The organism is Nocardia sp. PE-7 (assembly GCF_030486425.1).
GTDB lineage: Bacteria > Actinomycetota > Actinomycetes > Mycobacteriales > Mycobacteriaceae > Nocardia > Nocardia salmonicida_A.
On the sequence record NZ_CP129614.1, the window covers coordinates 6,126,796 to 6,152,958 of the forward strand.

General features: G+C 69.2%; 10 protein-coding genes (1 of these 10 only partly in view). 3 read left to right on the forward strand and 7 right to left on the reverse strand.

What is annotated here, in order from left to right; all coding sequences use genetic code 11:
• A protein-coding gene (locus QX204_RS28725; RefSeq protein WP_301903634.1) for a non-ribosomal peptide synthase/polyketide synthase crosses the window boundary here: on the reverse strand, positions 1 to 18,853 show its start. The gene continues 25,004 nt to the left of window position 1, outside the view; only the first 18,853 of its 43,857 coding nucleotides appear in the window; its start codon is at positions 18,851 to 18,853; its stop codon lies beyond the left edge, outside the window.
• 419 nt (positions 18,854 to 19,272) lie between these two features.
• Positions 19,273 to 20,016 (reverse strand): precorrin-4 C(11)-methyltransferase, encoded by a 744-nt coding sequence (gene cobM / locus QX204_RS28730; protein ID WP_301903635.1) that lies wholly within the window; start codon positions 20,014 to 20,016, stop codon positions 19,273 to 19,275.
• 92 nt (positions 20,017 to 20,108) lie between these two features.
• Between cobM and QX204_RS28735 the strand changes: the two genes are divergently transcribed.
• On the forward strand, positions 20,109 to 20,798 hold the full coding sequence (locus QX204_RS28735) for a thioredoxin-like domain-containing protein (RefSeq protein ID WP_301903636.1): 690 nt from the start codon (positions 20,109 to 20,111) through the stop codon (positions 20,796 to 20,798).
• Between the two features lie 23 nt (positions 20,799 to 20,821).
• On the forward strand, positions 20,822 to 21,964 hold the full coding sequence (locus QX204_RS28740) for a TerD family protein (RefSeq protein ID WP_301903637.1): 1,143 nt from the start codon (positions 20,822 to 20,824) through the stop codon (positions 21,962 to 21,964).
• Between the two features lie 11 nt (positions 21,965 to 21,975).
• On the opposite strand, the gene QX204_RS28745 is transcribed toward QX204_RS28740, so the two are convergent.
• From QX204_RS28745 to QX204_RS28765, 5 genes are all read right to left on the reverse strand, one after another.
• On the reverse strand, positions 21,976 to 22,401 hold the full coding sequence (locus QX204_RS28745; protein WP_301903638.1) for a PPOX class F420-dependent oxidoreductase: 426 nt from the start codon (positions 22,399 to 22,401) through the stop codon (positions 21,976 to 21,978).
• Positions 22,402 to 22,459: 58 nt separating this feature from the next.
• Positions 22,460 to 22,738: a helix-turn-helix domain-containing protein gene (locus QX204_RS28750; protein WP_301903639.1), complete on the reverse strand. Its 279-nt coding sequence runs from the start codon at positions 22,736 to 22,738 to the stop codon at positions 22,460 to 22,462.
• Complete coding sequence (locus QX204_RS28755) at positions 22,738 to 23,076, reverse strand: type II toxin-antitoxin system RelE/ParE family toxin (protein ID WP_301903640.1); 339 nt, start codon at positions 23,074 to 23,076, stop codon at positions 22,738 to 22,740. The genes QX204_RS28750 and QX204_RS28755 overlap by 1 nt, the downstream gene beginning before the upstream one ends.
• Positions 23,077 to 23,152: 76 nt before the next feature.
• On the reverse strand, positions 23,153 to 23,770 hold the full coding sequence (locus QX204_RS28760; RefSeq protein WP_301903641.1) for a LuxR C-terminal-related transcriptional regulator: 618 nt from the start codon (positions 23,768 to 23,770) through the stop codon (positions 23,153 to 23,155).
• Positions 23,767 to 24,948 (reverse strand): ATP-binding protein, encoded by a 1,182-nt coding sequence (locus QX204_RS28765; protein WP_301908137.1) that lies wholly within the window; start codon positions 24,946 to 24,948, stop codon positions 23,767 to 23,769. The genes QX204_RS28760 and QX204_RS28765 overlap by 4 nt, the downstream gene beginning before the upstream one ends.
• 130 nt (positions 24,949 to 25,078) lie before the next feature.
• Between QX204_RS28765 and QX204_RS28770 the strand changes: the two genes are divergently transcribed.
• The gene (locus QX204_RS28770; RefSeq protein WP_301903642.1) at positions 25,079 to 26,119 is read left to right on the forward strand and encodes an ABC transporter permease; all 1,041 of its coding nucleotides are present in this window, start codon (positions 25,079 to 25,081) and stop codon (positions 26,117 to 26,119) included.
• Positions 26,120 to 26,163: the final 44 nt, after the last annotated feature.

Below are 26,163 nucleotides of genomic sequence, written 5' to 3' on the forward strand. Positions count from 1 at the left end.
CGCGGATCTTGACCTGGAAGTCGGAACGGCCGACGTACTCGACGGTGCGATCAGCGGTCCAGCGCACCACGTCACCGGTGCGGTACATCCGCTCCCCCGGGACGAACGGGTCGGCGATGAACCGGTCGGCGGTGAGCCCGGCGCGGGCGTGGTACCCACGGGCCAGCTGGATGCCCGACAGATAGAGCTCACCCGCCACACCCACCGGAACGGGCTGGAGCTGGGCGTCCAGGATCAGCGAACGCATGCCGCGGGTGGGGCCACCGATGGTGACCAGCTCGCCCGGCGCCAGCGCGGCGCTGATGTTGGTCATGATCGTGGTCTCGGTGGGGCCGTAGCCGTTGTGGAAGGCACGAGTCGTGCCGTCGGCCGACGCCACCGCCCACTTCGACACCAGATCGGCGGGCACCGCTTCGCCACCGGCGACAAGGACGCGCAGCGAGTCGAGACCGCTGGGATCGAAGGTCGCCAGGGCGGCGGGGGTGATGAAGGCGTGGGTGACCCGCTCGGTGCGGATCAGCTCGGACAGCTCGTCGCCGCCGTAGACGCCCGGCGGGACCACGACCAGCGCGCCGCCACGGGCCAGCGCCAGCAGCAGTTCGAGGATCGAGGCGTCGAACGAGGGCGAGGCGAAATGCAGTGCGCGCGTGTCGGTATCGAGGGCGTAGCGCTCGGCCTGCTCCTCGCCGAAGTTCGCCAGACCGGCATGGGTGACCACGACGCCCTTGGGCACGCCGGTCGAGCCGGAGGTGTAGATGACGTAGGCGGGCTGCTCGGGGGTGGTCACCCGCACGAGTTCCGCGTCCGCGATCGGACCACCGTCGACGGTGGCCGGATCCAGCTCGTCGAGCACCAGCCAGCGTGCCGAATCCGGCAATCCGTCACGCACGGAGGCGACGGTGAGGCCGAGCGGCGAGCCGGAGTCGGTGACCATGTGCGCGATGCGGTCGGCCGGGTAGGTCGGGTCGACCGGCACGAAGGCGGCGCCGGTCTTGGCGACGGCCCACGCGGCCAGCACCGAATCGGCCGAGCGCGGGACCGCGACGGCCACGAGGTCTTCGGCCCCGATGCCCTCGGCGATCAGCAAGCGCGCCAGCCGGTTCGAGCGTTCGTCGAGCTCGGCGTAGGAAACGCTCGCCCCCTGGAACACCACGGCGGGGCCGCTCGGGTTCTGGGCGGCGGCCTCGGACAGCAGGTCGCGCAGGGTGCGGGCGGCCACCGGCGGTTCACCCACGCGGAACACCAGATCGGACCGCTCAGCGGCATCGAGGACATCGATCGCGCCGACCGTGATCGCGGCATCGGCGGCGACGGCCTCGAGTACGCGCTGCCAGCGCACCGCGATGGCGGCGACGGTGTTCTCGTCGAACAGTTCGGTGGCGTAGTTCAGTGCCAGCGCCATCCCGCCGCTGCCGGGCTCGCCCAGTTCGGACAGGGTGAACTGCAGGTCGAAGCGGGCAACGCTCTCGTCGAGGTCGAGCGCCGAGACAGCGAGCCCCGGCAGTTCGAGGGTGGTGCGGTCGAGGTTCTGGAAGGCCAGCATCACCTGGAACAGCGGGTTGCGCGACTGCGAGCGCTCCGGCGCGAGCAGTTCGACCAGGCGCTCGAACGGGACGTCGGCATTGCCGTAGGCGTCGAGGTCGGCCTTGCGCGCGCGTTCGAGCAGGTCGGTGAACGACTCCGCCGGACTGACGCCGGTGCGCAGGACCAGGGTGTTGACGAACATGCCGACCAGGTCGTCGAGGGCCTGCTCGCCACGGCCCGCGATGGGGGTGCCGATGGCGATGTCGTCGGAGCCGGACAGCCGGGCCAGCAGCACCGCGAGGGCGGTGTGCATGACCATGAACAGCGACGCGCCCTGACGGCGGGCGACCTCGTCGAGCTTCGCGATCAGCTCGGGCGAGAGCTCACGGTGCACGGTGGCGCCGTGATGCGAGGCGATCGCCGGGCGGGCGCGGTCGAACGGCAGGGTCAGTTCGTCGGGGACACCGGCGAGCTGGGTCTGCCAGTAGCCCACCTGGCGCGACATCAGCGATTCGGCGTCGTCCTCGGTGCCGAGCACGGCGCGCTGCCAGATCGCGAAATCGGCGTACTGCACCGGCAGCGGCGCCCAGCCGGGGGCGGTGCCCTGGGCGCGGGCGGTGTAGGCGCGCATCACGTCGCGGGTCAGCGGCGCGATGGAGAAACCGTCGGCGGCGATGTGGTGCACGACCACGACCAACACGTGCTCGACGGGAGCGCTGTCGGCCGAGCCGGCTACGCGGAACAGCCGCGCGCGCATCGGAACCTGTTCGGCCACATCGAAACCGGTGGACACGAACTCGGTGACCGTCTCGAACAGCTCGTCGCGATCGATCGAGGCGGGGCGCAGATCCAGCGAGATGCGTTCCGCGGCAACGATCTGCTGCACCGGGGTGCCACCGTGCTCGGGATAGCGGGTGCGCAGCGATTCGTGCCTGCGGACCAGGTCGGCCAGCGCGAGCGCCAGTGCCTCGGTGTCGAGTTCGCCGGTGAGACGGATCGCGACGGGCAGGTTGTAGGCAGCCGAGGTGGTGTCGTACTTGTTGAGGAACCACATGCGCTGCTGGGCGAACGACAGCGGAACCAGTTCGCCTTCGGCGCGCTCACGGGCGACCAGCGCCGCGCGGGCGGTGCCGCCGGTGTGCGATTCCACCCGTGCGGCAAGGGCTTCCACGGTGGAGGCTTCGAACAGGGCGCGCACCGGCACCGTGGCGCCGAGCGCCGCACCGATGCGGGCCACGACGCGGGTGGCGATCAGCGAGTTGCCGCCGAGGTCGAAGAAGTCGTCGTCGACACCGACCCGGTCCAGGCCGAGCACATCGGCGAAGACCGCGGCCACGGTTTCCTGCACCGGTGTGACGGGTGCGCGGAAGGCCCGCGCCTGCACCGCGGGGGCGGGCAGCGCGCGGCGGTCCAGCTTGCCGTTGACGGTCAGCGGGATCCACTCGAGGCGCACGAGCGCCGCGGGAACCATGTAGGCGGGCAACTGTTCGGCCGCACCGCTGCGGATGACCTCGAGATCGGGTTCCAGGTCACCCTCGGCGACCACGTAGGCGACGATCCGCTGGTCACCCGGCTGATCCTCGCGCACGATCACCGCGGCCTGAGCGATACCCGGCTGTGCGAGCACGGCGGCTTCGATCTCACCGAGCTCGATACGGAAACCGCGGACCTTCACCTGATCGTCGGCGCGGCCCAGGTATTCGAGTTCGCCGAAGCGGTTCCAGCGCGCGAGGTCGCCGGAGCGGTACAGCCGCGAGCCGCCCTGGCTCGGGCCCGCGAGGGGGTTGGCGACGAAGCGGGTGGCGGTCAGGTCGGGTCGACCCAGGTAGCCGCGCGCCAACTGCGGTCCGGCGACATACATTTCGCCCGCGACACCCACCGGCACGGGACGCAACCGGCTGTCGAGGACATACACGCCGAGCCCGGCGATCGCCCGGCCGACGACCGAACCCGCCGCGGCGGCAATGGTTTTCGCGTCCAGCGCACGGAACGACACGTGCACCGTGGTCTCGGTGATGCCGTACATGTTGACCAGCGTCGGCGAGCTGTCACCGTGGCGGGCGACCCAATCCGACAGACGGCGCAGCTCGAGTGCCTCGCCACCGAACACGACGTAGCGCAGGGCGAGCGGTTCCAGGCCGGGTCCGGCGTTGCGGTCGGCCTCGGCCAGTTGGTAGAACGCCGACGGCGTCTGGTTGAGCACCGTCACCTGCTCCACGCGCAGCAGTTCCAGGAACTGCTCGGGCGAGCGCGAGGTGTAGTAGTCGACGACGATCAGCGAGCCGCCGAACAGCAGCGGGCCCCACAGCTCCCACACCGAGAAGTCGAAGGCGTAGGAGTGGAACAGCGTCCACACATCGCGCGGGCCGAAGCCGAAGTCGCGGTCGGTGTTGGCGAACAGCCGCACCACATTGCGGTGCGCGACCGCGACGCCCTTGGGGCGACCGGTCGAACCGGAGGTGTAGATGACGTAGGCGACGTTGTCCGGCGAGAGCGGAGCCAGCCGGTCGGCGTCGGTGATCGTGGCGTCGTCGGCGTCTTCGATATTGCCGGTTTCCACGGCGAATCCGTCGAGCACCACCGAGGGCAGGTGCGCCGGCACCGTCACCTGGACGGTGGAATCGAGGACCACGCTGGTGGGGCGCGAGTCCTCGAGCACGTAGGCGATGCGCTCGGCCGGGTATGTCGGGTCCACCGGCACGTAGCCCGCACCGGTCTTGACGACGGCCAGCAGCGCGACGACGAGATCGAGCGAGCGCGGCAGGATCACCGCGACCAGCGATTCCGGGCCCGCGCCGTCGTCGATCAGCCTGCGCGCCAACACATTCGCGCGGCGATCGAGTTCGGCGTAGGTCAGCGACTCGACCCCGAACTTGGCGGCGATGCGGTCCGGGTAGGCGGCGGCCGCGGCGTCGAACAGGTCGACCAGGGTCGTGTGCTTGTTGCCGAACAGGCCGCGCCGGTAGCCCGCGGGGGTGCTGGCGTCGTGGATGACCGGCAGACCGATGGCGTCGGCGCCCGAGGACACCCAGCGCTGGGCGACATCGCGCTGTTCGGCCTCACCGAGCAGGTCGATATCGCCGACGATCACGTCGGGGTTCTCGGCGACGCTGCGCAGGATGCGCACCAGCCGGTCACCGAAGGCGGCGACGGTCTCGGGGTCGAACAGATCGGTGGCGTAGTTCCACGACAGCGCCAGCGAGCCGTCGGCGGCTTCGCCCACGGTGAGCTGCACGTCGAACTTCGCTGTGCCCGGATCGAAGTCGACGACATCGAGGTCGAGCCCGGGCAGTGCGATGGTGCCGGCATCGGCGGCGGTGGCCGCCTCGAAGGTGAGCGCCACCTGGAACAGCGGGTGGTGCGCCTGCGAACGGGTGGGGCTGAGCACGTCGACGAGACGCTCGAACGGCACATCGGCATTGGCGAAGGCCGACAGGTCGACCCTGCGGATCTGATCGAGCAGGTCACCGAAGCTCGCGCTGGAGTCGACCTCGCTGCGCAGCACCAGGGTGTTGACGAACATGCCGACCAGGTCGTCGAGCGTGCGCTCGCCACGACCGGCGATGGGAGTGCCGATGGCGATGTCGGTGCTGTTGGACAGGCGCGCGGCCCAGGTGGCCAGCGCCGCGTGCATCACCATGAACAGGGTGACCCCGCGGGCGCGGGCGATCTCGGTGAGCGCGTGATGCAGGTGCGCGTCGATCGAGAAGCGGTGCAGGTCACCGGCATTGGTGGCGACCTCGGGGCGCGGACGGTCCGCGGGCAGTTCGAGCTGATCCGGCAGGTCACGCAGTTGCTCGGTCCAGTAGGCGAGCTGGCTCGCGGCGACCGAGTCGGGATCGGACTCCTCGCCGAGGACCTCGCGCTGCCACAGGGTGTAGTCGGCGTACTGGACTTCCAGCGGCGACCAGGCGGGGATCTCGCCCCGGGTGCGCTCGGTGTAGGCCACGACGACATCGCGCAGCAGCGGCCGCAGCGAGAAGCCGTCACCGCTGATGTGGTGCATCACCAACACGGCCACGTGATTACGGTCGTCGACGCGCAGCAGGCTCGCGCGGAAGGGGACCTCGCGGGTCACGTCGAAGTGCACGCTCGCCAACTCGACCACGCGCGCGACCACGTCGCTCGCGGCGACCGGCTGAGCGGGCAGCGCGAAACGAACCTCGTCGGCGGGCAGGACCCGCTGGTAGCCGGCGCCTTCGTCGACCGCGCCCGCGGCGACGTCGGAGGCCGGGTAGAAGGTGCGCAGTGATTCGTGGCGGGCCACCACATCGGCGACAGCCGCTTCGAGCGCGGCGACGTCGAGGTCACCGGTGAGGCGGATCGCGACGGGGATGTTGTTGACCGCGGTGCGGTTGTCGAAGCGGTTGAGGAACCACATCCGCTGCTGGGCCTGTGACAGCGGCACCAACTCGGGACGCGGGCGCGGCACGAGCGGGATCCGTCCGCCACGACCGGTGTGCGTTTCCACGCGAGCCGCCAGCGCCGCGACGGTCGATGCCTCGAACAGCGCGCGCAGCGGCACCTGGGTGTCGAGCGCTTCGGACAGCCGGGCCGCGGCCCTGGTGGCGACCAGCGAGTTGCCGCCCAGTTCGAAGAAGTCGTCGTCGAGGCCGACCTGACCGGCGCCGAGCACTTCGGCGAAGGTGGCGGCGACGATCTGCTGCACCGGGGTGACCGGCGCCTGGAACGTGCGGGCGGCGAAGACCGGCGCGGGCAGCGCCTTGCGGTCGAGCTTGCCGGAAGCGTTGAGCGGGAACGCGTTCAGCACCACATACGCGGCGGGCACCATGTAGACGGGCAGTTCGGCGCCGAGCGCGTCCTTGACCGCGTCGGTGTCGACGGTGGCGCCGGTCTCCGGGATGACGTAGGCCACCAGCTGATCGCCGGTGTGCTCGTCGGCGCGGACCACGACCACCGACTGGGCGATCTCCGGCAGCGCGGTGAGCGCCGACTCGATCTCGCCCAGTTCGATACGCAGACCACGCAACTTCACCTGGAAGTCGGTGCGGCCCAGGTACTCCAGTTCGCCGTCGGCGGTCCAGGTGACGAGGTCGCCGGTGCGGTACATGCGCTCGCCGCCCGCGAACGGGTCGGCGACGAAGCGGTCCATCGTCAGGTCGGCGCGACCGACGTACCCGTGGGCCAGCTGCACGCCCGCGAGGTAGAGCTCACCCGCGACACCCACCGGAACCGGTCGCAGTCGCGAATCCAGCACGTACAGACGGGTGTTGAACACCGGGGCGCCGATCGGCACCGTCTCGGTGTCGGCGTCGGTGACCTCGTGATAGGTCACATCGACCGCGGCTTCGGTCGGACCGTAGAGGTTGTGCAGTGCGGCGCCGGTCAATTCGCGCAGACGCTGCGCGGTCGGCGCGGGCAGACCCTCACCGGAGGCGAACACATTGCGCAGCGAGACACACTCGGCCGCCAGCGGTTCGGTGACGAACACCGCCATCATCGACGGCACGAAGTGCACCGTGGTGACCTGTTCGGCCCCGATCAGACGGGCCAGGTAGGCCGGGTCGCGATGCCCGTCCGGCTTGGCGACGACCAGACGCGCGCCGACCTGCAAGGGCCAGAAGAACTCCCACACCGACACGTCGAAGGTGGCGGGGGTCTTCTGCAGCACCACGTCGTCGGCGGCGAGGCCGTAGGCGGCGTGCATCCACACCAGGCGGTTGACGATCGCCGCGTGACTGACCGCGACGCCCTTCGGACGACCGGTCGAGCCGGAGGTGAAGATGACGTAGGCGGTGTTGTCCGAGCGCAGCGGGCGGTGCCGGTCGGCATCGGTGACCGGCGCGGTGGAGTGGCCGGACAGGTCGAGCTGGTCGATGCGCACCTCGCGACCGGCGGCAGCGGGCAGGCTCTCACCGGAGGTCAGCACGCAGACCGGCTGCGCGGTCTCGAGGATGTGCTCGATGCGCTCGGTCGGGTGGTCGGGGTCGAGCGGCACATACGCGCCACCGGCGGCGGACACGGCGTACATGCCGACCAGCAGGTCGATCGAGCGCCGCATGCCCAGTGCCACATACGATTCCGGGCCGACACCGGCGTCCTTGAGCCAGCGCGCCAGCTGACGCACCCGCCCGGCGAACTCGGCGTAGGACAGACTCGTCCCCTCGAAGGTGAGCGCGATCGCGTCGGGAGTCCGCGCGACCTGGGCCTCGAACAGCGCGTGGAGAGTGGCCGGTTCGTCGTCGCTCGGCGTGCTCAGCGCGGCGTCGACGGCGAATTCGGTGTCGTTCCAGCGATCGAGCACCAGGGCGCGCTCGGCGGAGTCGAGCAGTTCGATGTCACCGACGGGTGCCGAGGGGTCGACCACGACGGCGGTGAGCACGCGCAGCAGTCGGGCGCCGAAGGTGGCGGCGAAGCCCGCGTCGAAAAGATCTGTCGCGTAGACGAGTTCGGCGTCCATGTGGCTGTCGTCGTCGGCCGGGACCTCGCTGAGCGCGAGCTGCAGATCGAACTTGGCCATGTGCTGGTCGATGCCCAGCTCGGAGACCGTGAGGCCGGGCAGTTCCAGGGTGGTACGGCCCAGGTTCTGGAACGAGAGCATCACCTGGAACAGCGGGTGGCGCGACTGCGACCGCGTCGGGTTGAGCACCTCGACGAGACGCTCGAACGGCACGTCGGCGTGGGCGAAAGCGGCCAGGTCGTCTTCGCGGACCCGACCGAGCAGCTCGCTGAAGCTCGCGCCCGGGTCGACCTGTGCGCGCAACACCAGGGTGTTGACGAACATGCCGACCAGATCGTCGAGCGCCTGCTGACCACGGCCCGCGACCGGGGTGCCGATGGCGATGTCGGAGGTGCCCGACAACCGCGCCAGCAGCACCGCGAAAGCGCTGTGCACCACCATGAACAGGGTGGTGCTGTGCTCGTGGGCGACCCGGTTCAGTGCCTCGACGAGCTCGCCCGGCACTTCGAAACGGTGCGTGCCCGCCTGGTAGCTGGCCTGTGCGGGCCGCGACTTGTGGCCCAGGCGCAGTTCGTCGGGCAGGTCGGCCAGCGCGCCGCGCCAGTGCTCGAGCTGCTCGGAGATCAGCGAGGTGGGATCGGTTTCGTCGCCGAGGACTTCGCGCTGCCAGAGCGCGTAGTCGATGTACTGCACGGCCAGCGGCGGCCACCCGGGTTCGGTGCTCGCGGTGCGGGCGACGTAGGCGGTCATCAGGTCGCGCACCAGCGGGCGCAGCGAGAAACCGTCGGCGGCGATGTGGTGGACCACCATCACCAGCACGTGCTCGCGTTCACCGAGCTCGTAGACCCGCAGGCGCACCGGCGCGTTCGCGGTGACATCGAAGCCGCGGCGGGCGAACTCGTAGAGCGAGATCGCCATATCGGTCTCGTCGGCCTCGATCAGCTCGACGTCGGGAATGGAGCCCGCGGCGGCGAGGACCTTCTGGTACGCGGCGCCTTCCGCCATGGTGGCGCGCCCCGACTCGGGGGCCACGTACACGGGGTAGACCGTGCGCAGGGTTTCGTGGCGGGCGATCACGTCGGCGACCGCGCCGCGCAGGGCGGGCAGGTCGAGCAGGCCCTGCAGGCGGACCGCGACCGGGATGTTGTAGGTGCCGGTGTCGGCGACGTCGAAGCGGTTGAGGAACCACATGCGCTGCTGCGCGAGCGACAGCGGCGGGTGCTCGGGACGCGGCCGGGCAGTGAGCTCGGCGCGCAGACCGGAACCCGCGTGCGATTCCACGCGCGCGGCCAGCGCGCCGACGGTGGGCGCCTCGAACAGCGTGCGCACGCCGACCTCGGCGTTGAGCGCCTTGCTCAGGCGGGCCGCGACCTGGGTGGCGACCAGGGAGTTACCGCCGAGGGCGAAGAAGTCGTCGTCCACGCCGACGCGCTCGGCGCCGAGCAGATCGGCGAAGATCTCGGCGACGATCTCCTCGATCGGGGTCGAGGGCGCACGGAACACCTTCGCCTCGAACACGGGCGCCGGCAACGCTTTACGGTCGAGCTTGCCGGAGGCGTTGAGCGGGAAGGCATCGAGCACGACCAGGGCCGAGGGCACCATGTAGGTGGGCAGCTCGGCGGTGACGCCCGCCTTCACGGTGGCTACGTCGACGGTCGTCCCCGCTTCGGGCACCACGTAACCGACGAGCTGGTCACCGGCGTGCGCGTCGGAGCGCACGACCACGACCGACTGCGCCACGCCCGGCTGGGCCAGCAGGGTCGCCTCGATCTCGCCGAGTTCGATGCGCAGACCGCGCAGCTTCACCTGGAAGTCGGTGCGGCCCAGGTAGTTCAGCTCGCCGTAGGAGAGCCCGTTACCGGCGGACACCGCGGTCCAGGTGACGAGGTCGCCGGTGCGGTACATCCGCGAGCCCGCCGCGCCGTACGGGTTGGCGACGAAACGGTCGGCGGTCAGGTCGGCCCGGTTGAGATAGCCCACGGCCAGCTGATCGCCCGCGAGATAGAGCTCACCCGCGACACCGGGGGCCACGGGGTGCAGGCGCGAATCCAGCACGAACACCCTGGTGTTCCACACCGGGCGGCCGATCGGCACCGACTCCACATCCGCGTCGACGACCTCGTGATAGGTGACGTCGACCGCGGCCTCGGTGGGGCCGTACAGGTTATGCAGGCGGGCGCCGGTGAGCTCGCGCAGCCGCTGCGCGGTGGGCGCGGGCAGCGCCTCACCGGAGGCGAACACCTGACGCAGGCGCACCGCGTCACCGTTGCCGTTGCTGCCGAGGGTCGAGACGAACACCGACAGCATCGAGGGCACGAAGTGCGCGGTGGTGATGTGGCGCTCGGCGATGATCTGGGCCAGGTACACCGGGTCGCGGTGGCCGTCGGGCTTGGCGACGACCAGGCGGGCGCCGGTCTGTAAGGGCCAGAAGAACTCCCACACCGACACGTCGAAGGTGGCCGGAGTCTTCTGCAGGACGGCATCGGCGGCGTCGATCGGGTACTCGTGCTGCATCCACAGCAGCCGGTTGACGATCGCCGCATGATCGACCGCGACACCCTTGGGGCGGCCGGTCGAGCCGGACGTGAAGATCACGTAGGCGGTGTTGGTGGCCCGAAGCGGCTGCACGCGTTCGGCATCGGTGATCGGGGCGCCGCTGAAATCGGCGGGCGAGAAGATGTTCTCGACCACGTGCACGGTGACGCCGTCGGCCTCGAACGCGTCACGACGACTGGTGAGTACCAGGCGCGGCTGCGCGGTCTCGATGATGTGGCCGATCCGGTCGGCGGGCTGATCCGGATCGAGCGGCACATAGGCGGCGCCGGTCTGCAGCACCGCGTACATGGCGACGACCAGCTCGGTGGAGCGCCGGATCGCCAGTGCGACATGGTCACCGGGGCCGACGCCGTCGGCGATCAGGCGGCGCGCGATGCGGTTGGCCCGCTCCTGGAGCTCGCGGTAGGACAGCTCTTCCTGCTCGAAGATCAGGGCGAGGGCGTCCGGGGTCCGCTCGACCTGCGCGTCGAACAGCGACACGAGCGTGCCCTGTGGGACCGCGTGCGCGGTGTCGTTCCAGTCGACGAGAACCTGCGCGTGCTCCTCGGGCGCGAGCAGATCGATGTCGCCGACGAACACCTCGGGATCGGCGACGATCGCGGCGAAGATGTTGTCGAGCCTGCGCGCGAACGCGGCGATCGTCGATTCCTCGAAAAGGTCGAGCGCGTAAGAGAACTCGGCCGCCATGCCGCCGGCCTCGCCGTCGGTGTCCTGCACCTCGGTGAGGGTGAGCTGCAGATCGAACTTGGCCAGCTGTGGGTCGTAATCGATGCCGCTGACCGCGAGGCCGGGCAGCTGGAGCGAGGCCTGCTTGTTGTTCTGGAACGACAGCATCACCTGGAACAGCGGGTGGCGCGCCTGCGAACGGGCCGGGTTGAGCACCTCGACGAGCCGCTCGAACGGCACGTCGGCGTGCGCGAAGGCCTGCAGGTCGGTCTCGCGGGCCTGGTCGAGCAGGGTCGCGAACGGGGTGGCGCCCTCGACCTGCGAGCGCAGCACCAGGGTGTTGACGAACATGCCGACCAGGTCGTCGAGCGCCTGATCACCACGGCCCGCGACGGGGGTGCCGATCGCGATATCGCTGGTACCGCTGGCGCGGGCGAGCAGCACGGCCAGCGCGCTGTGCATGACCATGAACAGCGACGCGTTGTAGCGGCGGCCCAATTCGACCAGGGCGCGCTGGGTTTCGCTCGCGATCACGAAGCTGTAGGTGCCACCCCGGTAGGAGGCGGCCGGCGGGCGCGGATGATCGGCCGGGAGGACCAGCTCGTCGGGCAGGTCGGCGAGTTCCTTGGCCCAGTAGGCGATCTCGGAGGAGATCAGCGACTGCGGATCGTCCTCGGAACCGAGCACTTCACGCTGCCAGAGCGCGTAATCGGCGTACTGGACCGGCAATTCGGCCCAGGTCGGCGCTTCCCACGAGGTGCGGGCCGCGTACGCCATGATCACATCGCGCGAGAGCGGCGCCATCGACCAACCGTCGGCGGAGATGTGGTGCACCACCATGCCGAGCACGTACTCGGACTCGGAAACCTCGAAAAGCCGTGCGTGCAGCGGTACTTCGCTGGTCACGTCGAACGCCATCGACGCCAGGTCGATCAGGTGATCGATCAGGTTGTCCTCGGTGACCCGGTACGGGGTGAGGTCGGGGACGATCTGGGCGGCGTCCAGGACCACCTGCACGGGGCCCGCGCCGGAGTCGGGGAACACCGTGCGCAGCGACTCGTGCCGGTCGATGACGTCGATGACCGCGACCTGCAGTGCGGCCACATCGAGGTCACCGGAGAGCCGGATCGCGACGGGAATGTTGTTGACCGCCGAGGCGGTGTCGAAGCGGTTGAGGAACCACATGCGCTGCTGTGCCAGCGACAGCGGCACCCGGTCGGGGCGCTCACGGGCGACCAGCGCCTTGCGCGCGCCGTCACCGGCCTGGGACTCCACCCGGGCGGCCAGCGCCGCCACCGTGGGAGCCTCGAACAGCATGCGGACCGGGACACGGGTGTCGAGGGCGATACCGATGCGGGAGGCGACCTGGGTGGCGATCAGCGAGTTGCCGCCCAGTTCGAAGAAGTCGTCCTCGACGCCGACGCGGCCCAGTTCGAGCACGTCGGCGAAGATCTGCGCGACGATCTGCTCGATCGGGGTGGTCGGGGCCCGGAACTCGCGCACCTCGAACACCGGCGCGGGCAGCGCGCGACGGTCGAGCTTGCCGTTGACCGTCAGCGGGATCGCGGCGAGCACCATGATCGACGAGGGCACCATGTACGCGGGCAGGCGCTGCGCGACGTGGTCGGTCAGTTCGGCGATATCGATCGACGTGCCGGGCACCGCGACGACATAGGACACCAGCGAGGTGCTGCCGCCCTTGTTCTTGTGGCCGATGCTGACCGCGAAATCGACGGTCTCGTGCGAGGCGAGCGCGGAGTCGATCTCGCCCAGTTCGATCCGGAAACCGCGGACCTTCACCTGGAAGTCGGAACGGCCGACGTATTCCACATTGCGATCGGCGGTCCAGCGCACCACGTCACCGGTGCGGTACATCCGCGCGCCGGGAGCGTAGGGATTGGCGACGAATCGGTCGGCGGTCAGCGAGGCGCGCGCGTGGTAGCCACGGGCCATACCGACGCCGCCGATGTAGAGCTCACCCGCGACGCCCACCGGCACGGGGCGGAGGCGGTCGTCGAGGATCAGGGTGTGCACGCCGCGGATGGGTCCGCCGATGACGACCCGCTCCCCCGGGATCAGCCCTTCGCTGAGGTTGGACGCGATGGTGGTCTCGGTGGGGCCGTAGACATTGCCCAGCATGCGGCGCGAACCGTCGGGCAGGCGCACCGCCCACTTGGCGACCAGTTCCGGCGGCACCGCTTCACCACCGGCGGCGAGCACCCGCAGGTGATCGAGGCCGCGCGCGTCGAAGGTGGCCAGCGCGGCGGGGGTCACGAAGGCGTGGGTGACCTGTTCGGTGATGAGGATGTCGCGCAGTTCCTCACCGCCGTAGACGCCCGGCGGGACGACGACGAGGGTGCCGCCGCGACCGATCGCGAGCAGCAGTTCCAGCACCGAGGCGTCGAACGAGGGCGAGGCGAAATGCAGTGCGCGCGTGTTCGAGTCGAGCGAGTAGAGGTCGATCTGCTCGGCGCAGAAGTTGGCGACGCTGGCATGGGTCACCACCACGCCCTTGGGCACACCGGTGGAGCCGGAGGTGTAGATCAGATACGCGGGCTGCGCGGGATCGGTCGGGCGGACCAGCTCGCGCGGGGCCAGCGGGGCATCGGAGATGTAGTCGAGGTCGAGGTCGTCGACCACCAGCCAGCTCACCGAATCCGGCAGCTCGCCTGCTTCCCCGGTGACCGTGATACCCACGGACACACCGGCATCGGCGATCATGTGGGCGATGCGGTCGGCCGGGTAGTTCGGGTCGACGGGCACGAACGCGGCGCCGGTCTTGGCGACCGACCACACCGCAAGCACCGACTCCAGCGAACGGGGCACGGCCACGGCCACGAAGTCCTCGGCGCCGAGACCCTGCTGGATCAGCAAGCGCGCCAACTGGTTCGAGCGCCGATCGAGTTCGCCGTAGGAGACAGCTGTCCCCTCGAACACCACGGCGGTCGACTCGGTGTCGCGGGCTGCCTGGGCGATGAGCTGCGGCAGGGTGCGCGCCACCGCGGCGGGAGCGCCGAAGCGGGTGACCAGGTCGGTGCGTTCGGCGGCGTCGAGCACGTCGATCGCGCCGACGGTGACGGCCGGGTCGGCCAGGATCGCGTCGAGCACGCGGCGCCAGCGCAGCAGCAGCTCTTCGACGGTCGACTGGTCGAACAGGTCGATGGCGTAGGTGAGCACGCCGGTCATGCCCGACAGCGAGCCGGTGCCGGTGTGCTCCTCGGTCAGCGTCCACTGCAGGTCGAACTTGGCCATGTCGACCTCGACCTCGTCGGCCGTGACCGTGAGACCGGGCAGCTCGAGGGTGCCGTGCGACATCTCCTGGAACGACAGCACCACCTGGAACAGCGGGTGCCGCGCCTGCGAGCGCGACGGGTTGAGCACGTCGACGAGCCGCTCGAACGGCACGTCCGCGTTGGCGAACGCGCTCAGGTCGGTTTCGCGGGTGCGGGCGAGGAATTCGGTGAACGGCTGGGTGGGGTCGACGTCGGAACGCAACACCAGGGTGTTGACGAACATGCCGATCAGGTCGTCGAGCGCCTGCTCACCACGGCCGGCGATGGGAGTGCCGACGGCGATGTCGGTGGTGCCCGACAGGCGCGCGAGCAGCACCGCCAGGGAGGCGTGCACCACCATGAACAGGGTGACGCCGTTGGCGCGGGCCACGGCGGCGAGCTGTTCGTGGGTGTCGGCGTCGATCTCGAATCCGACGCGCGCGCCACGGAAGCTCTGCTGCTGCGGGCGCGGGCGGTCGCTGGGCAGGTCGAGCTGGTCGGGCAGGCCCTCGAGCGCGCGCTGCCAGTAGTCGAGCTGACGCGCGGCCATCGAGGTCGGGTCGGACTCGGCGCCGAGCAGATCGTGCTGCCACTGGGTGTAGTCGCGGTACTGGACCGGCAGCGGCAGCCAGGCCGGAGCCTCGCCCGCGACCCGGGCCAGGTAGGCGGTGGCGACGTCGCGGGCCAGCGGACCGAAGGAGAAGCCGTCGGCCGCGATGTGGTGGACGACGAAGGCGACCGCGTATTCCGGTGTGCCCGCGCCGTGACCGGCGGGCTCGGAGGCGGTAGCGGAGCGTGACCACGCAGAGCCCTCGGGAGCGGCGCCGTTGGACTCAGCCGTTCCGCCGACCACCTTGAAGATCTGCACCCGGATGGGCAGTTCCAGGGTGACGTCGAAGCCGGTGGAGGCGAAGTCGATCAGTTCCTCGCGCAGACGCGACTGGTCGATCGGGGTCACCGCGATGCCGAGATCGAATTCGTCGGCGCCGAGTACCTGCTGGAAGCCGCCGTCGGCGTCGGGGAAGATCGTGCGCAGCGATTCCTGGCGCACCACAACATCATTGAGCGCGGCGATCAGGGCGTCGACGTCGACGCGACCCTTCATCTGCACCACGAAGGGCAGGTTGTAGGTCGGCGCGGTGGGGTCGAACTGGTTGATGAACCACATCCGCTGCTGGGCCAGCGACAGCGGGACCTGCTCGGGATGGGGCTGCGCGACCAGCGGCGGACGCGTGGAAACATCGGCAGGCGTAGCGGATTCGGCCCGCGCGGCGAGTCCGGCCACGGTCGGGGTCTCGAACAGCGCGCGCACACCGAGCTGGATGCCGAACGCGGCGCCGATGCGGGCGACGACCTGGGTGGCGACCAGCGAGTTGCCGCCGAGTTCGAAGAAGTTGTCGTCGGCGCCGACCCGAACCTGGCTCAGCACATCGGCGAAGATGCCGGCCACGATCTGTTCGGCCGGGGTGCGCGGAGCGCGGAAATCGCCTGCGGCGGCGGTGAAGACGGGCTCGGGCAGGGCCTTGCGGTCGAGCTTGCCCGAGGTGTTGAGCGGGAACGCGTCGAGCACCATGATCGACGCGGGCACCATGTAGGCGGGCAGCTTCTCGGACACGAAGCGGGTCAGCGTCGCCGGGTCAGCGGACTGGCCCGGCGCGGGCACGATGTAGGCCACGAGCTGCTGGCCGGTCGCGGTATCGACCACGAGCACCGCGGCCTGGCTGACGCTCGGATGCGCGAGCAGGTCGGTTTCGATCTCGCCGAGCTCGATGCGCTGACCACGGAACTTCACCTGGAAGTCGGTGCGGCCGATGTATTCCAGCACGCCGTCGGCGTTCCAGCGCACCAGGTCACCGGTGCGGTACATGCGCTCGCCGGGGGCGCCGACGGGGTTGGCGACGAAGCGATCCGAGGTCAGGTCGGGGCGGCCTCGGTAGCAGCGGGCCAGCTGACGACCGGCCAGATACAGCTCACCCGGCGCGCCGATCGCGGCCGGTCGCAGCCGCGAATCCAGTACGTAGACTTCGACATTCCACTCGGGGATACCGATCGGCACCTGGGTGGTGTCGGCTTCGGTGGCCTCCCAGTAGGTGACCGAGACCGCTGCCTCGGTGGGGCCGTAGAGGTTGTGCAGGCCTGCGTCGGAGATCGCCCGCAGACCTGCGGCGGTCTCGGGCGGCAGTGCTTCACCGATGACGAAAACCGCACGCAGCGTGGCACATTGGGCCCGCGTCGCGTGGGAGACGAAGACCGTGAGCATGGACGGGACGAAGTCCGTCACGGTGACGCCGTGGCGTTCGATCATGTCCGCGACGTAGAGCGGGTCGCGGTGGCCGTCGGGGCTCGCGATGACCAGTTTCGCGCCGACCATCAGCGGCAGGAAGTAACCCCACAGCGACACGTCGAAGGTGGTCGCGGTCTTCTGCAGGTAGACGTCGTCGGCGGTCAACCGGTATTCGTCGAGCATCCACAGCTCTTGGTTGACGATCGCGTGGTGGGTGACCGCGACGCCCTTGGGGCGACCGGTGGAACCCGAGGTGTAGATGACGTAGGCCGTGTTGTCCGGGCGCAGCGGGGACAGGCGGTCGGCGTCGGTGACAGGTGTGGCGTCGAAACCGGTCGTATCGAGTCGATCGATCTCGACGCGGGCGACGGTGTCGGGCAGGTCGAGGTCGTCGCCGGTGGTCGTCAGGACGCAGACCGGTGCCGCGGACTCCAGGATGTAGGCGGTGCGGTCGGCCGGATGATCCGGGTCGATCGGCACGTACGCGCCACCGGCCCGCAGCACGGCGTGCATGCCGATGACCAGGTCGAGCGAGCGGCGCATGCCGAGCGCGACGAGGGATTCCGGGCCGACGCCGTCGGCGATCAGGAAGCGGGCCAGCCGGTTCACCTTCGCGGCGAACTCGGCGTAGGTGAGGGTCTCGCCTTCGAAGTCGAGGGCGATGTTGTCCGGAGTGAGCGGGATCTGCGCGTCGAGCAGCGCAGGCAGCGTGGTGGCGGGGACCTCGTGGGCCGCGTCGTTCCACTCGGTGAGCGAGCGTTCGAGCTCCGCGGTGCCGGTGACCGGCAGCTTCCAGACCGCGAGGTCGGCGTCGGCGGCCAGGAACCGGTCGAAGAACTCGAGGAACCGGCCGTGATGGGTCTGCGCCTCGGCGGCCGAGTACAGGTTCGGGTTGGTCTCGAAGTCGATGTGGGAGCGGGTGCCACCGTGCGACTGATAGAAGTTGACGCCGAGGTCCTCGATGCTGCCCGTGGACAGCACGTTGAGCGTGCCCTCCATGCCACCGAAGCTCAGGTGGTTGTCGAACAGCATGATGTTGACCCACGGGCCGAAGAACTCCGTGGAGACCATGCCCTCGCCCGCCGAATCACGGCGGATGTCCTCGTGGCGGTAGCGCTGGTGGCGCAGGGCGCCGGAGACCTCGGTGGTCACCGAACGCAGCAGCTGCGCGACGGTGGTGTCGTGGCCGACGCGCAGGCGCAGCGGGACGATGTTGGAGGTGGCGCCGCCGGAGCGACGCATCACCGCGGTGGTGCGAGCGGTGACCGGGAGACTGAGGATCACGTCCTCGGTGCCGGTGATCTGGGCCAGGTACGCCGCGAAACCGGCGATCAGCAGTGGTGCGGCGGTGCTGTCGTGGCGGGCGATCGCCGCGGTGAGCAACTCGTCCTGCGCCGTGCTCAGCGCCGCGCTGGTGACGTCGTTGACCGGCGAGGGCGGGGCCGAGCGGCCGGTGAGGCTGCTGCCCTCTTCCAGGCCCGCGACGCGCTGAGCCCAGTGTTCTTTATCGGACTGGAAACGGGTGCTGTCACGGTAGACGAGCTCGGACTCGTAGAGCGCGCGCAGGTCGGTGGCCTTGTTCGGCGGGGCCGGGGTGCCGGTGACCTCGGCGGTATAGAGCTCCGCCGTGCGGTTGACGAAGTTGTTGGCGCCGAAACCGTCGAGCACGATGTGGTGGACGCGGGCATACCAGTACCAGCGATCATCGCCGAGCTGCAGCGCGGCGGCCTGAACGAGGCGGTCTTCGACGATATCGAGCGGGCGGCTGTACTCGGCGCGCATCCACGCGGCGGCGGCGGCTTCGGGGTCGGCCTCGCCACGCAGATCGACATAGATCAGCGTCGCGTCCTGGGTGGGGTCGATGGTCTGCATCGGCTCACCGTCGACCTCGACGATGCGCAACCAGCCCGATTCGAGGTCGGTGGCCGCGTCGGCGCTCGCGCGCTCGAGCACGGCGACGTCGAGGCGTCCGCGCAGGTCGACGTACTGGGCGATATTGATCGGCACCTGTGGGTCGACGTGCTGCGCGTACCAGATACCCAGCTGTGCGGGCGAGAGCGGGAAGTACTCCGAGGAGCCTCCACGTCCGTCACCAGTTTCGCCGTTTCCGCCGAAATCCAGCCGGTCCAACCCAAACCTCGCTTCCGGAACACCCGGTCAGGCGCTCCCCGACGACACCGGAACGCGAGCGCCCACCTAACTACCAGCGTGGCGCCCGCGTCTCGGGTTCAGTTCTCGAATCAATCAGGCAAAATGTCCATTGGCACTATCTGTCGCCCGGGTCGGTCTCGTTACACAGCCGAGACCATGCACCTGACCGTCCGGCCGCCAGCGCCGGTCTACTCGTCGCAAACCATCGCACCAATCTACCGGTGTGGCCGCCCCGCAACCAACCACCTCCATAGCTGGCCGACATCGTCCCTGGTGAAGCCGCCGACCCTCGTTTGCTGACGCCTGTCTGCGTTCTCACAACCCTGCCTGGTCACCGGCGCGCAGGATGAACTGAGTGATGGCTCACACCGATCGGTCTGCTGGTGTGGCAGTGGGTGTTACCGGGTCCTCGCGGGGTCGTAGAGGTGCGACTGGGCGCAGTCGAGGGATGTGGACAGCGCGCGCCCGACCAGGATCACCGCGGCTTGACGCAGGCCCGCCGCCTCCACCTGGTCGGCGATGTCGGACAGCGTGCCGCGCAGGACGAGTTGTTCGGGTTGGCTGGCGCGATAGACGACGGCGACCGGGCAGTCCGCACCGTATTCGGCCACCAGCTCCTCGGCCAGCACCCTGATCCGGGTGATGGCGAGATGGAGGACGAGGGTCGCGCCGGTGGCGGCGAAGTTCCCCAGGGCCTCGCCCGCGGGCATCGCGGTGGAGCGGGCCTGGGTCCTGGTGAGCACGACCGACTGGACGACCTCGGGGACGGTCAGTTCGGTCCCGAGGGCCGCCGCGGCGGCCGCGTAGGCGGGGACGCCAGGGGTGATGTCCCACGGCACGTTGCGGGCATCGAGCCTGCGGGTCTGCTCGGTGAGGGCCGAGTAGAGGGAGGGATCGCCCGAGCACAGCCGTGCCACGTCACGACCCGCCTCGGTGGCGCGCACGAGGTGGTCGATGATCTGGTCCAGATCCAGGTGCTGGGTGTCGATCATCTCGGTGTCGGGCGCGCAGTGCGCGAGGACCTCGGGATCGAGGTAGGTGCCCGCGTAGAGACAGACCGGACTGCCACGCAGGAGCTCGACCGCTCGCACCGTGAGCAGGTCGGCGGCGCCGGGGCCTGCCCCGATGAAGTGCACAGTCATAGTCGGGAGTCTAGAAGTGCCCCCGAGACCGGGAGACAAGTAGGTTCTGTGTCGGATGGCAAGCGGCGGCGACGAGGAAACGGGGGTCCGCGATGCGGGTTTCGAGTAGGTCCGGTGGGGTGCGCGGCGCAGGCACTTGCGCGGTGATCGTCGTGGCCGCCACGCTGGTGGCGGGGTGCTCGGCCGAGAAGGTCGTCGGTCAGGCCACCGCTACCGCGGACAGTTTCGCGCCGTCGTCGGACAACCGGGACCCCTCGCTGCGGATTCCCGGCGTCGTCGTCACCGAGATCGCGCCGGGGCAGCAGCATGTGCGGCCGAACCAGCGAGTGGCCTATCCGTCGATTCCCCCGGTGGGCGGACCGCATGACGCGCAATGGGCGGCCTGCACCGGTGTCGTGTACGCGAAGGCACTGCGCACCGAGAACGCGGTGCACGCGCTGGAGCACGGCGCGGTGTGGATCGCCTACGACCCCGCGCGGGTGAGCGCGCAGGACCAGGCGACGCTGAGCGCGAAGGTGACCGACAGGCAGTACACCCTGATGTCGCCCATCCCCGACATGGATCACCCGATCTCGTTGCAGTCGTGGGGCCATCAGCTCACCGTCGACGACGCCGCCGACGGACGCATCGACCAGTTCATCGTGGCCCTCCGCGAAAACCCTTACACCACACCGGAAGTCGGCGCGACCTGCTCGTCTCCCCTCTTCGACCGCACCGACCCCCCGCCGTACGACCCGACCCCGCCGGGTCCCGACGCGGTTCCCATGTCGGGCATTCGGTAGTCGGACGAGAACGGAGGACGACCATGGAATTGGCCAAGGGCGCGAACACGCCGGTCCCCGCGAGCGAGGTGCGGGTGACGGTAACTGCCGCGACGCCGGTCGATATCGCCGCACTGCTGCTCACCGCCGCCGGAAAGGTGCGCTCCGACAGCGATTTCGTCTTCTACAACCAACCGGTCGCACCCGGTGTCGAGGTCGTGACGCCCGAGGCGATTCGAGTCGTTTTCGGGTCGGTGCCCCTCGACATCGAAAAGATCGTTCTCACTACCAGTCTCGACGGGACCGGACCCACCGACTGGGGCCAGGCCGGACCGATCCGGATCGCGGTGACCGACGCGGTGACCGACGCCCTGCTGGCCACCTTCAGCCCGACCGGACTCGGACCGGAGACCGCGCTGATCGCCTGCGAGATCTACCGACGCGACGGCGCGTGGAAAGTCCGCGCTGTCGGTCAGGGGTACGCGCAGGGATTAGCCGGGATCGCAGGCGATTTCGGCATCACCGTCGACGACGAGCCGACCCCACAAGCCGCGCAACCACTTCCGGCAGCCCCCGCTGATCCGCCACAATTCGGGCGACCGACGGTCGATCTGTCCAAGGGCCATGTCACGCTGCGCAAGAACGAGACGGTATCGCTCACCAAACAGGGCGCGCCGCCGCTCACGCGGGTGCGGATGGGGTTGGGGTGGGACCCGGCCACGCACGGCAGCAGGGTCGACCTCGATGCTTCTGTCATCGCCTACGACGACCGGGCGAAGAAACTGACCAACGTGTGGTTCCTGCGACGGGAGGCATTCGGCGGCGCCATCGCCCACTCCGGCGACAATCTGACCGGCGACGGTGACGGCGACGACGAGGTCATCACCGTCGACCTCACCGCGCTGCCGCCGGAGGTCCACGCCCTGGTCTTCACCGTGAACTCCTTCGCGGGCCACAAGTTCGATCAGGTCGGCCGCGCGCATTGCCGTCTGCTCGACGAACACACCGGCACCGAGTTGGTGCGCTTCGAGCTGTCGAAGGGCGAACCGACCACCGGGGTGTTCCTGGCGATGCTCACCCGCGCCGCGCACGGATGGAATATGACGGCCCTGGGCGAATACTCGAAAGGCGCGACCGTACGAAAAATGGTCGATCCGGGCAAACAGTTCGTGCTGTCGAGTCGCTGATCAGCGACGGCCTAACCGGTCATATCGAACTGCGCGATGATCTTGGTCGGCCGCACCCGCACCACGAGCTCACCGGCCACCCCATTGCGCTTGCCGAACTCCTCCGCCTTGTCCGGCCCCATGTACCGGGCGGCGATGTCGGTGGCCGTGCGCACCAGCTCATCGAGGTCTTCGGACAGCGTGACCGTCCCCTGCACCTCGACCAGCCCGTACGGCGGCTCCTCGAGATCGACGCACACCGCGACGCGCGGATCACGCGCGAAAGCCCGCCCCTTGGCCGAGTTCTTGCCCGTATTGAAAACCAGCTCGTCACCTTCGACGATGAACCACACCGGCGTCACCAACGGACGCCCATCCGCCGCCGCGAACGCCACCTTGCCCGTTCGCGTTCCGTAGGAGAGAAATTCGAGCACCTCGGGATCCGACAGGGAAGCCATGGGCCCAGGGTAGGACATCGAGTCGACATCTCGCGTCAACGACTGACCGGCAGGTCACTCACGCCGCACGAACGCTCATCTCCACATGCATTCCGGCGGCGACAACCATGTTGACCAACGCGTCCAAGCTGAACAGACCGATCTTCCCCCGCATCAGATCGGATACCCGAGGCTGTGTCACCCCGAGCCGCTCAGCAGCCGACACCTGCGTCCACCCGGAACTCTCGATGTGCTCGGTCAACGCGATCATCAGCCGCGACCGCAGCCGCATGTTCTCGGCTTCCTGTGGGGTGTCCTCGATCGCGTCCCACACGCTGTCGAACGTCTCGTCCGCCATCAGCGCTCTCCCTTCCCACTTGCTACACCGGCCCTCGCGTACCGCTTCGTCGCCAGCGCCAGATCAGAATCCGATGTCTTCTGAGTCTTCTTCTGAAAGCAGTGCAGCACAAGGATGCGTTCCGCGAGTTTCGCGACGTATATGACGCGAAACGCGCCGGAGTCCTCTCGAACTCGAATCTCACATACGCCGACCCCGACGGAACGCATAGGTCGCCAGTCTGTTGGCTCGAGGCCACGTTGAATGCGATCGAGTTGGTAGCCACACTCGCGGCGAGCGCTGAGAGGGAATTCGCGCAGGTCATCGAGTGCTGTGCCAACGAACTCCAGTCGCTTCACCAGCCTTAGTATACAAATAATTGTATACTTTGCAAAGCTGAAATCGACGTCGAGCCGGGCCGACTCAGCGATGAGTTCAGATCGCACCGTTTTGTCGAGCGGTGGCGACGGCGGAGGTTCGGGACTTGACGCCCAGTTTGGCGTAGATGTGGACGAGGTGGGACTTCACTGTCGTCTCGCTGAGGAACAGTTGCTTGGCGATGTCGCGGTTGGACAGGCCCGCCGCGACCAGGCGCAGGACTTCTACTTCGCGGGGGCTGAGGGTGGTGTCGGCTCGGCGGACTCTGGTCATCAGGCGGGAGGCGACGGTGGGCGAGAGCACGCTTTCGCCCGCGGCGGCGGCGCGGACGGCAGCGAGGAGTTCGGTGGGTGGGGTGTCCTTGAGGAGGTAGCCGACGGCACCCGCTTCGATGGCGCCGAGGATGTCGGCGTCGGTGTCGTAATTGGTGACGACGAGGACGTTCGGCGGGGTGGGCAGGGCGCGCAGGTCGGCGGTGGCGGAAGCGCCGGAGCGGCCGTCGCCGAAACGCAGGTCCATGAGGACCAGGTCGACGGGCGTCGCGGCGCAAAAGGCTACTGCCGCATCGGCATCCGCGACATCGCCGACGACGGTGATGTCGGCGGCGGCGTCGAGCAGCGCGCGAAGGCCCGCGCGGACGATGGCGTGGTCGTCGGCGAGGAGAAGGCGGATCATGAGGCGGATCCGAGCGGGAAGGACACCGTCACGGCGGTATGGCCGGGTTCGGATTCGACGGTCATCGCACCGCCCTGTTGCTCGACGCGACTGCGCATGGCGGCCAGACCGAACGCACCGGATCGAGGGTGGCGCACCGTATCCGGTTCGATCCCGATCCCGTCGTCGACGATGTCCAGGTGCGCGTCGGTGTCGCCGTAGGTGAGGGTGACTCGCATGCGCTCAGCCTGCGCGTGCTGGACCACATTGGCCACCGCACTCTGCGCGATCCGCACCAGCGCCGCCTCGACCGGCATCGGCAGTCGTTCCGGTTCGCCCTCCACGAGCAGTTGCGTGGTCAGTGTCGGCGACTGCGCGCGACGGCAGATGCGTTCCAGCGCTTCGGCGAGCGATTGTCCGTCCAGCGCGGCGGGCGACAATTCGTCGATGAGCCTTCGGGTTTCGGCCAGGTCTTCGGCGGCGGTCTCGCGCGCGAGCCGGATACGTTCCAGCGCGGGATGATCCGGTGCGGCCTGCTCGGCGGCGTGCAGGAGTAGTTGAATGCTGCTCAGCCCCTGGGCGACGGTGTCGTGGATTTCCTTGGCCAGGCGTTCGCGCTCGGCGAGCTTGCCCGCTGTCCGTTCCTGTTCGGCGAGAATCGCTCTGGTGCCGATCAATTCGTCGATCAACCGTTCCCGCTCGACCGCCTCACGATGCAGGGCCTGATAGCCGAGCCCGATTCCGATCGCCACCGACGCGCCGAGAACCGGCCCCACCACCGCACCCGCGGACCAACCACGATGCGCCGCGAACCCGAGCACACCGATCGCCGTCGCCGCGACCACCGCGACCAGACCCCACGGCCGTGGCAGCAGGTGCAGGTAGACGAAGAACAGCCCGAACGCCAAGTAGACCGCATCGGGGGTGAGCGCGAGCAAGACCAGCCACAACACGGTCAACGCCGCCAGCCACACCCACACCGCACCATCGGGAACCGTCCGCGAACGCGAACGAGGGAACTCGGTCCCCGCGAAATAGACCAGCAACCACACCACCGTCAGCGCGACCACCGCGATACCGTGACCGCCGCCGTCGGGCAGCACCGCACGCACCGCGACCACCACCGCCAGCACCGTCACCAGCACATGCAGGCCGAGGCGCAGAGTGGTGACCACCGGGGTCAGGGGGGACGAGTGCACGTCGACCAGCTTATGTGCGGCAACCACGCGGGCATCCATCGAAAGATGTAAACGCCGCCAGACCTTGGATGGACGGTGTTTCGTGCGCCGGTGCGATGGCGTCGGCCGCCGAGATCGACAGAGTGGAGTCATGTTCGTCGCACTCCGAGATCTGCGAGCCGCCCGTGGCCGCTTCCTGCTCATCACCACCGTCGTGCTGTTGGTGGCGGTGCTGGTGAGCTTCCTCAGCGGCCTCACCGCCGGGCTCGCGCACCAGAACATCTCCGCGGTCCAGGGCATCGACGCCGACCAGGTGGTTTTCGCCGAGACCGGGGCCGATCCGTCCTTCGACTCGTCGGTTCTCACCGAGCAGCAGATCGCGCAGTGGAAATCGGCGGACGCGACCCCGATCGGCATCTCCCGTACGAGGGCCGAGCACGTCGGCGCAGGCCCGACTCAGGTCGCGTTGTTCGGCGGCGACTCGTCGGCGTTCAGCAATCGTCCTGCTACCGCTCCCGGCGCAGTCGTGCTGAGTTCGGCGGCGGCCCGTGAGCTGTCGGCGGGTACCGGCGATATCGTCCTGCTGGCGGGCCACGAGTTCACCGTCGCCGACGTGGCCGGCGACGAGTGGTACAGCCACACCCCCGTGATCTGGACGAGCCTGCGGGACTGGCAGGCAGCCAGCCCGCGCTCCGGTGCCGCGACCGTGCTCGCGGTGACCGGCGATGTTCCCGGCGGCCTCGACGCCGAAGCCGGAACGCACTCGCTGCCCGCGAAAGACGCCGTCCAGGCGATCGGTTCCTACCAGGCCGAGAACAGCTCGCTCACCCTGATGACCGTGCTCCTGTTCGCCATCTCGGCGCTGGTGATCGGCGCCTTCTTCACGGTCTGGACCGTGCAGCGCCAACCCGACATCGCCACCTTGAAGGCTCTCGGCGCGACCACCGGCTCACTGGTTCGCGATGCCCTCGCCCAAGCCGCGATCGTCCTGACCGCGGGCGTCACGGCGGGCCTGGCGATCACCGCCCTCGCCTCGCTGTTCCTGGGCGAGGCCATGCCTTTCGTGCTCAGCCCCGCGACGACCCTGGTCCCCGCGCTGGCCTTGATCGTCCTCGGCCTCGTCGGCGCCGCTGTCGCCCTGCGCTTCCTGTTCACCACCGACCCGCTGACCGCGCTCGGCGCGACCCGCTGACCAACCCGTGCCGCAGTCGCGCCGCCGATCCGGTGCACCCCGCG